Source organism: Micromonospora sp. ATCC 39149, from assembly GCF_000158815.1.
GTDB lineage: Bacteria > Actinomycetota > Actinomycetes > Mycobacteriales > Micromonosporaceae > Micromonospora.
The window spans coordinates 288,924-297,627 of the sequence record NZ_GG657738.1 but is presented as its reverse complement, the minus strand read 5'-3'; the positions used below and the strand labels follow the sequence as shown (position 1 = coordinate 297,627).

General features: G+C 75.9%; 9 protein-coding genes. 3 read left to right on the top strand and 6 right to left on the bottom strand.

What is annotated here, in order from left to right; translation table 11 throughout:
• The 3 genes from MCAG_RS33180 to MCAG_RS01300 form a co-directional block, all read left to right on the top strand.
• The coding region (locus MCAG_RS33180; RefSeq protein ID WP_007071195.1) for an MMPL family transporter at nucleotides 1-1,050 on the top strand (1,050 nt) is incomplete at its 5' end.
• A gap of 1 nt (nucleotide 1,051) precedes the next feature.
• Nucleotides 1,052-1,753 carry a response regulator transcription factor gene (locus tag MCAG_RS01305; protein WP_369751347.1) on the top strand — a complete coding sequence of 234 codons (702 nt, stop codon included), beginning with the start codon at nucleotides 1,052-1,054 and terminating at the stop codon, nucleotides 1,751-1,753.
• Nucleotides 1,750-3,120: a cell wall metabolism sensor histidine kinase WalK gene (locus MCAG_RS01300; protein ID WP_007071193.1), complete on the top strand. Its 1,371-nt coding sequence runs from the start codon at nucleotides 1,750-1,752 to the stop codon at nucleotides 3,118-3,120. Before MCAG_RS01305 ends, MCAG_RS01300 begins: the two co-directional genes overlap by 4 nt.
• Before the next feature lie 19 nt (nucleotides 3,121-3,139).
• On the opposite strand, the gene kynU is transcribed toward MCAG_RS01300, so the two are convergent.
• The 6 genes from kynU to MCAG_RS31980 form a co-directional block, all read right to left on the bottom strand.
• Complete coding sequence (kynU, locus tag MCAG_RS01295) at nucleotides 3,140-4,402, bottom strand: kynureninase (protein WP_007071192.1); 1,263 nt, start codon at nucleotides 4,400-4,402, stop codon at nucleotides 3,140-3,142.
• Between the two features lie 202 nt (nucleotides 4,403-4,604).
• Nucleotides 4,605-5,489 carry an STM4011 family radical SAM protein gene (locus tag MCAG_RS01290; protein WP_007071191.1) on the bottom strand — a complete coding sequence of 295 codons (885 nt, stop codon included), beginning with the start codon at nucleotides 5,487-5,489 and terminating at the stop codon, nucleotides 4,605-4,607.
• Nucleotides 5,486-5,629 carry a hypothetical protein gene (locus tag MCAG_RS34255; RefSeq protein WP_232290033.1) on the bottom strand — a complete coding sequence of 48 codons (144 nt, stop codon included), beginning with the start codon at nucleotides 5,627-5,629 and terminating at the stop codon, nucleotides 5,486-5,488. Before MCAG_RS34255 ends, MCAG_RS01290 begins: the two co-directional genes overlap by 4 nt.
• Nucleotides 5,613-6,815 carry an STM4012 family radical SAM protein gene (locus MCAG_RS01285; protein ID WP_369751289.1) on the bottom strand — a complete coding sequence of 401 codons (1,203 nt, stop codon included), beginning with the start codon at nucleotides 6,813-6,815 and terminating at the stop codon, nucleotides 5,613-5,615. Before MCAG_RS01285 ends, MCAG_RS34255 begins: the two co-directional genes overlap by 17 nt.
• Nucleotides 6,809-7,612: an STM4013/SEN3800 family hydrolase gene (locus tag MCAG_RS31985; protein WP_007071189.1), complete on the bottom strand. Its 804-nt coding sequence runs from the start codon at nucleotides 7,610-7,612 to the stop codon at nucleotides 6,809-6,811. The genes MCAG_RS01285 and MCAG_RS31985 overlap by 7 nt, the downstream gene beginning before the upstream one ends.
• The gene (locus MCAG_RS31980) at nucleotides 7,600-8,655 is read right to left on the bottom strand and encodes an STM4014 family protein (RefSeq protein WP_007071188.1); all 1,056 of its coding nucleotides are present in this window, start codon (nucleotides 8,653-8,655) and stop codon (nucleotides 7,600-7,602) included. Before MCAG_RS31980 ends, MCAG_RS31985 begins: the two co-directional genes overlap by 13 nt.
• Nucleotides 8,656-8,704: the final 49 nt, after the last annotated feature.

Here is an 8,704-nt window from a genome sequence, read left to right as displayed (position 1 = left end):
TGCTCGCCGCGCTCGCCGCCCCCCGCGGCCACGCTCAGCCTCGGCCAGCTCGACGCCGGCGACGATCCCCCGGGCAGCGCCACCCGCACCAGCTTCGACCTGCTCGCCGAGGGCTTCGGGCCCGGCGTCAACGGCCCGCTCGCAGTGGTCGCCGCCGTCGACCCCCCGGCGGCCGGCACCGCCGACCCCCGGCTCACCGAGCTGGCCCGCGAGCTGGCCGCCACGCCCGGCGTCGCCTTCGTCGCCCCGGTACGCCTCACCGACGGCGGCCGGGTCGCCACCGCCAGCGTGCAGCCGGACACCGGCCCGAGCGACCCGGCCACCGCCGCCCTGGTGGCCGACCTGCGCGACGTGCGGGTCGACGGCGTGCGGGTGCACGTCGGCGGGGCCACCGCCACCCGCGCCGACCTGGCCGAACGTGTCCGGGAGCGGATGCCGTGGGTGATCGCCGTGGTCGTCGGGCTGTCCACCGTGCTGCTGTACGTGGCGTTCCGCGCCCCCGTTCTGGCGGTCAAGGCCGCAGTGATGAACCTGGTCTCGATCGGCGCCGCGTACGGGGTGCTCACGGCCGTGTTCTCCTGGGGCTGGGGGGTGGAGCTGACCGGCCTGTCCGGGCCGGTGCCTGTGGAGAGCTACGTGCCGATGATGCTGTTCGCCCTGCTGTTCGGCCTCTCCATGGACTACGAGGTGTTCCTGCTCAGCGCCGTGCAGGAGGCGTGGTGGGCGACCGGGGACAACCGGGTCGCCGTCCGGGAGGGCCTCGCCGGCACCGGCCGCGTGATCACCTCCGCCGCGCTGATCATGGTGACCGTCTTCGCCGGCTTCGTGCTGCACACCGACCCCGTGATCAAGATGTTCGGCCTCGGTATGGCGGTGGCCGTGGCGGTGGACGCCACCGTGGTGCGGGGGCTGCTGGTGCCGGCCACGATGGCGCTGCTCGGCCGGGCGAACTGGTGGCACCCGGGCCGCCGGGGTCGGACCGTCCCCGCGCCCGAAAGGGCGCAGGCTCTCGCCGGACTCTCATCGAACTCTCAGCCGCCCGTGGTCTGATCTGGTCGAGATGAACGCCGCCGTCCGGGTCCTGGTCGTCGACGACCAGCCCAACATCGTCGACATGCTCGCCACGGTGCTGCGGTTCCACGGTTTCGACGTGGTGACCGCGACCACCGCGGCCGAGGCGCTGCGCCGCGCCGGGGAGAGCCATCCCCGGCTCGTCGTCCTCGACGTGCTGCTGCCCGACGGCGACGGGTTCGAGGTGTGCCGGACGCTGCGGGCCGCCGGCCACGAGATCGGCATCGTGTTCCTCACCGCCCGCGACGCCCCGCGCGACCGGATCGCCGGCCTCACCTACGGCGGCGACGACTACGTCACCAAGCCGTTCTCCGTCGAGGAACTGGTCGCGCGGGTGCGGGCGGTGCTGCGCCGGATCGGCTCCACCCCGGTACCCGCCACCGGCGTGCTCCGCTACGCCGACCTCGAACTGGACGAGGAGACCTGCGAGGTCCGCCGGGGCGGCCGGCTGCTGTCGCTGTCGCCGACGGAGTACAAGCTGCTGCGCCACCTCATGCTCAACCCCGGCCGGGTGCTCTCCCGGGCCCAGATCCTCGACGCCGTGTGGCGCTACGACTTCGACGGCGCGTCGAACGTGGTCGACACCTACATCGGTTACCTGCGGCGCAAGCTGGACCCGCTCGGGCCGCCCCTGATCGAGACCCGGCGCGGCTTCGGCTACGCCCTGCGTGCGCCCGGGTGAACCGGTTGCCGCTGCGCCGCAGCCTGCTGCTCGGCCTGGTCGGGCTCACCGCGACGGCGCTGGTGTCCGCCGGGCTGGTCAGCGCGCTGGCGCTGTACGCGTACCTGATGCAGCGCACCGACGACCAGTTGCGCTCGGCCGCCGCCGTGGTCGCCACCCGGGTGGGGCAGCTCGCCGGGCAGCCCCCCGGTACGGTCCGGGCCGCCGTCGCGCCGTCGGACTACCTGGTGGAGATCCGCCACCGCGGCACGCTCACCCGGTTCTCGGCGACCACCCCTCCGGCGGCTCCGCTGCTCGACCAGGCGCCCGCGCCGCCCGCCGAGGGCCCCTCCGCGCCGGTCGACGTGGCGGGCCGGTGGCGGGTGGTCACCGTACGCGCCGGCGACGCCGTCGTGCTCATCGCGCTGCCGCTGGCCCCGGTGGCCCAGACCGTACGCCGGCTGCTGCTGGTGGAGCTGGCCGGCGGCGCGGCGGTACTGCTCCTGCTGGCCGGCTCCGCCCGGCTGCTGCTGGTGCGGGGGCTGCGCCCGCTGGACCGGATCACCGCCACCGCGACCGCCATCGCCGACGGCGACCTCGACCGCCGGGTGCCCCTGCACGGCGTACGGGTCGCCGACCCGCGCACCGAGGTGGACCGGCTCACCCTCGCGGTCAACGGCATGCTCACCCGCCTCCAGGCGGCGATCGCCGCGCGCACCCGGTCGGAGCAGCGGCTGCGGGACTTCGCCGCCGACGCCTCCCACGAGCTGCGCACCCCGCTGACCTCGATCCGCGGATACCTGCAGATCCTGCGGCACGACATGGTCGCCCCCGAGCGCCGGGCGGAGGTGCTGGCCCGCAGCGAGGACGAGGCGGTCCGGATGGGCCGCATCCTCGACGACCTGTTCTACCTGGCCCGACTCGACGCCGAGCCGCAACTGCGGCGCGACCGGGTCGACCTGGCGGTGCTGGCCCGCGACTCCGTCGCGGACCTGCTCGCCGCCCAGCCCGGCCGGCCGGCCCGGCTGCTGGCACCCGTGCCCGCGCCGGTCAGCGGTGACGAGCACGCCCTGCGGCAGGTGCTGGCCAACCTGCTGGCCAACGTGCGCACCCACACCCCCGCCGACGCTCCCGTCACCGTCACCGTCGAGCCCGACGGCGACGTCGTCACGGTCCGGGTCACCGACGGCGGGCCGGGCGTCGACGCCGGGCTCGCCGAGCGGGCGTTCGACCGGTTCACCCAGGCGGAGCCGGGGCGCGGCGGCGGCAGCGGGCTGGGCCTGGCGATCGTCGCCGGCATCGTCGCCGCCCACGGCGGCCAGGTCGGCCTTCAGTCCCCGCCGGCCGGCGGGACCACCGTCTGGTTCGCCCTGCCCCGCGCTGGCTGACCGCGTCGCCTCGGCCGGCTCAGGTGACCCGGGACGGCCCGCCCGACACCCCTTCCCAGGCACGCCGCTCGGCGAGGTCACGCAGCCGGTCCATCGCGTCCCACACGTCGACGTACCGGGTGTACAGCGGCGCGGGCCCCAGCCGCAGCCGGTCCGGGGCACGGTAGTCGCCCACCACCCGGCCCACCTCGGCCAGGGCCCGGGAGATCCGCAGCGCGTCGGGGTGGCGCAGGCAGACGTGGCTGCCGCGCCGGTCCGGCTCGCGCGGGGAGGCCACCCGGAAGCCGTACGGGGTCAGCCACGCGTCGGCCAGCGTCACGATCAGCTCGCCGAGGCGGCGACCCTTGGCGCGTACGCGCTCGATGCCGGCCTCGGCGAGCACGTCCAGGGCCGGGTCGAGCGGCGCGAGGGCGAGGATCGACGGGGTGCCGACCAGGAAGCGGTCCAGGTCGGGGGCCGGGTCGTAGCCGGCGCCCATGCCGAACTGGTCGCGCCTGCCGAACCAGCCCTGGATCGGCTGACGCAGCCGGGACTGCAACTCGCGGCGGACGTACAGGAAGGCCGGCGCGCCGGGGCCGCCGTTGAGGTACTTGTACGTGCAGCCGACGGCGAGGTCCGCGCCGGTGGCGGTCAGCTCGATCGGCACCGCCCCGACGGCGTGCGACAGGTCCCACAGCACCGTCGCGCCGGCCTGCCGGGCGGCGGCGTTGACGGCCGCCATGTCCAGCAGCGCGCCCGACCGGTAGGCCACCGCCGAGAGCACCACGAGCGCCACGTCCCCGTCGAGCGCGGCGCGCAGCTCGTCGAACCGCAGCCCCTCGTCGAGATCGGAGGGGAGCATCCGCAGCGTGAGCCCACGCGCGGCGGCCAGCCCCTCCAGGACGTACCGGTCGGTGGGGAAGTCCTCGGCGTCCACGAGCACCGTCCGGCGGTCGCCGGCGGCGTCCAGCGCGGCGGCGGCGAGCTTGTAGAGGTTCACCGACGTGGAGTCGGAAACCACCACCTCGCCGACGCGGGCGCCGAGGGCGTGCGCGGCGAGCCGGTCGCCGATCCGCCGGCCCCACTCGATCCAGGTGGGCCAGGACCGGACGAGCCCGTCGCCCCAGCCCTCGCGGACCAGCCGGTCCAGGTGCCCCGGGGTGGCCGCCGGCAGCCGGCCGAGGGAGTTCCCGTCGAGGTAGACGAGGTCGTCGTCGGCGATCACGAACCGGTCGCGTAGGTCGGCCAGCGGGTCCGCGGCGTCCAGCTCCTTGGCCAGGTGGCGCGGGAATTCGTCTCGCACGTGCCGCTTCCCTTCCCGAGGTGCACCGGCGGCCCAAGGTAGCCGACCGGCCCGCCCCGCAGCTGGGCGCCGTGCCGCCGTCCCGGCCGGTGGACGGCACGGGGCCAGCCGCCCAGCCAGCCGCTGCGGGCCTGACCGGCGGCCGGGCCCCGGGCCAGCGGCGCGGGTCGGGCCCGGACAGGGCCGGCGGCCGGGCCCCGGGTCAGCCGCGCGGCCAGCCGGCGGGGATGCGTTCCAGCAGCCCGCCGGCGAACACGTCGCGCAGCCCGAGTGGCTTGAGGTGGACGTACCCGATGTGGCAGTCGCAGGCCCCGTTCACGCACGTGCGGGGGCGCAGCGCGGCCCGCCACGAACCGTCGTACAGGTTGCCGATGGGCTGGTCGACGAAGTGGCAGCGGCGCACGGTGCCGTCGCCGCGCACGGAGATCGCCGTCTCCCCGGCGTGGCAGGGCCGGCCCAGCGACAGGTGCGGGCGCACGCTGTAGCCGAACAGCGGGTCCAGCTCCGTCCAGGTCGCCTCCTCGGCGGCGTCGTAGTGGCGGTGCTCGGCGGCGTTCACCCACAGGTACACCTGCGGTGGCAGCGCGGCGCGCAGCGCCCGCGCCTCGTCGAGGTGCTCCGGCAGACCCACCACCCCGACGGAGAACCGCACCCCCAACTCGGCCAGGCGGGCGCAGCGGGCCAGGAACCGTTCCCGGGTGACCTGCCCCGGGTGGTACGTCGTCCACAGCGCGGCGCGGGTCGGGTCGGCGTCGGCCAGCCAGTCCACCCGGGCGGCCAGGTTGGTCTGGATGACCACCCGGTCGACGTGCGGCAGGTGCGACAGCGCCACCATCGCCTCCCGGTACCAGCGGCGGGTCAGCCCCTCGCCCCACGGCGTGAACAGCACCGACAGCCGCACGTCGGTGGTGGCGGCCACCCAGCCGGTGAACCGTTCGAGGGCCGCCCGGTCCGCGGCGAGCACCTGCGGCGGGTCGTTCCGCTTCGCGAACGGGCAGTACGGGCAGTCGTAGTTGCAGCTCGCGAGGGGGCCCCGGTAGAGGATCGCCAGGCCGCTGCCCCCGCCGCACCGGTCGGCCGCGCTCACCGGGGCACGTACCCGGTCATCGCGCGGCGCACCCGGGCGGAGGTCAGCCACGGGCCCACGGCGTCGGAGCGGACCAGCCCGGCCGGGGTGAGCCGCAGCCCGCCGTCGGTGGCCCAGCCCCGCTCAACCAGCCGCCCCAACTCGGGGAAGTAATAAAACAGGCGCGGTGCCGAACCGGGCGGCGTAGGCGGCCGGGTCGACGCCCTCGGCGCGCAGCAGCGACTTGAGCAGCCACCGGCGGCGCTGCTCCGTGCCGTCGAGGGCGAACCCGAACTCGGCGTGCCGGAAGTCGTCGGCCGGGCGGGCCAGGTAGTCGTCCAGCACTGCCCGCACCTGGGTCACGCTCACCGCGTAGTCGAACGAGTAGTGCAGGCCCGTCGTGTCCGACCGCGCGCCGCAGCCCAGCCCCACCATCCCGTCGTCCTGGCAGCAGTAGTCCGGCCCGTCCGGCGTGGGCGCGTCGGCGCGGCGGAACTGCCGCATCGACTCCTGCCGGTACCCGGCTGCGCCCAGCACCTCCACCGCCTGCGTGTACAGGGCGAGGCGCTGGGCGTCCCAGTCGGCGCGGGCGTGTGCCCGCCGGCCCAGCCCGGTCAGCGGGCGCACGTACAGCGGGTACAGGTACAGCTCCTCCGGCCGCCACGCCAGGGCCGCGTCCAGGCTCCGCCGCCACGTGTCGGCGGTCTGCCCGTCGATGCCGTAGATCAGGTCGACGTTGAGCAGCGGGATCGCCGCGTCGCGGATCGCGCCGAGCGCCGCCTCCACCTCCGTGCGCCGCTGCGGCCGGCCGGCGGCGCGGGCCTCTGCGTCGAGGAAGCTCTGCACCCCGATGCTCACCCGCGTCGCGCCGTGCGCGGCGAGCACCGCGAGCCGGTCCGGCGTGGCGGTGGCCGGCGACGTCTCCACCGACAGCGGTACGCCGGGCAGCCGCGCGCCCAGCGTCGACGTGGCGATGTCGAACAGTTCGGTCAGCTCGCCGGCCGTCAGATACGTCGGCGTGCCGCCGCCGAACGCCACCCGGGCATGGCGCGGGTCGCCGCCGAGGGCGTCGGCGACCCGCTCGGCCTGCCGGCGTAGCTGCCGCAGGTACGCGGTGACCTGCTCGGCGGGCGCGCCGGTTCGGGTGAACAGGTTGCAGAACCCGCAGCGCATCTCGCAGAACGGCACGTGGACGTAGAGGAACAGCGCGTCGCGGGGCTCGGCCCGCCACACGTCCGCGAGCAGCGGCCGGGGCCGCAACGCCCGGTACGACGTCTTGTGCGGGTACGCGTACAGGTACTGCTGGTACGGCGAGCCGTCGAGGCCCGTGCGGATGCTGGTCACCATTCTCCCGGTCGCAGGGTGAAGTGGGCGTACGGGACGGTCCACACCACGTCGTGGCCGATGCGGTGGCCGGTGTGGCCGTCCTCCCCGTACGCCGTGCCGTGGTCGGAGCAGACGATCGTGAACACCGGCCGGCCCCGCCCGGTGAGCAGGGCGAACAGCCGGCCGACGCGGCTGTCGACGTACTCCAGGGCGGCGGCGTGGCTGGCCAGGTCGTCGGCGTCGGCGTCGGGCAGGTAGTGCCGGTTGGGCTGGTGCAGCGCCGCGACGTTGAGGAACGTGAACAGCCCCCGCCGCGCCGGGACCCGGGGCAGCGTCTCGGCCAGCCGGTCGAGCTGCGCGTCCAGGCAGCCGGGGGCGGTGACGCCGAACTCCGGCTCCCAGTGCGCCTCGGCGAACAGGCCGGGCAGCACCGACCCGAGCGGGCCGCGCCGGTTGAAGAACCCGACCCCGCCCAGGCAGAGCGTGTGGTAGCCCTCCCCGGCCAGGGCGGTCGGCAGGTCCGCCGCGTCGAACACCCAGGTGTCCGCGCCGGAGGTCTCGCTGCCGGGGAACGCCGCCGCGTACAGCCGCTCGTGCGTGCCGGGAACGGCCGGGGTGGGCAGGAAACCGGCGAAGAACGCGTGGTGGGCGGCGTAGGTGAAGCTGGCGGGGGAGTGCCGCCGCTCCCACCGGCCGCCGGGCAACGCCCGTGCGAGGGTGGGGGTGCGGCCGGCGGCGGCCAGCGCGTCGGCCACGTCGAAACGCAGCGTGTCCAGGGTGACCAGGCAGATGTCGTGGCTTCCGATCAGGTGCCGCACGCGACCGGCTCCCGTCCCGTGACGGCCCCTGAAAGCACCTTCGTGGCTGCCCGCCAACGCTGCCACCGGCCGCTGGTCAACGCGTGCACCTGCTCTGCGTAGGTGTCCCGACCGTCGGCCAGCACCCCGGGCAGCAGGTCCCCGAACGCGTTGACCTCCGCCACCGCGTGCCGCCGCCAGCCGAGCAGGAACATCAGGTCCACCCCGACGTGCAGGCTGCGCGGGAAGCACGCGGCGGCTCGTACGCAGGTCTGCATCGCCGCCGCCCACGCCGCCGGCCCGGCGGCGGCGCGCAACTCGGCCAGGTCGCCGCGCGCGTTGCCCAGGTGCAGGTTCGTCAGCGGCCCGGTGGCGGCCCGCACCACCGCGTGGGTGGGCTGCCCGGCGACCACCACCACCCGCAGGTCGACGACCCGGTCGCCGAGCCCGGCCTTGGGCAGCCACCGCTCCACGTGCAGCCCCTCGGGGGCGAGCCGGTCGACGAGCGCGGCGACGGTGGTTTCGTCGTCGTAGCAGCGCACCCGCAGCGAGTTGAACAGCCCGTCCGGGGCGATCTCGATCGGGGTGACCGCCCGCACGCCGCGCGGGCCGACCGCGAGGGCGATCACCCCGGCCGCCGACGAGCCGTGTGCCGGTTTGACGAACACCCGCGCCCACCCGGCCTCGGCCATCGCGGCGCGCAGCTCGCCGTACCCGCCGATTGAAGGCAGCGCCGCCGGGACCGGGACCCCGGCGGCGGACAGCCGCGCGTGGCAGCGGCGCTTGTCGCACAGCGCCGCAACGTCGGCGGGGTCGTTGAGCAGCTCCGCGCCGCCGGCGGCGACCCGGGCCAGACCGTCGACCAGCCCGGCGTACGTGTCGGCGAGGCCGATCAGCTCGCCGTGCCGGGCGGAGGCGACCGACCGCCGCAACAGGCGGTCCACCTGCGGGTCCTCGCCGGGGGAGTCGACGCGCACCAGCGCGCCGGCCGGCGGTGGAGCCGCCCCGGTGAGCACGTCGGCCCAGGGCAGCACCGCCGGCCGGGGCAGCCCGGCGGCGAGCACGGCGGCGGTGAACAGGCCAGACGCGGCGGTTGTCGGGGTTGCCGACGAC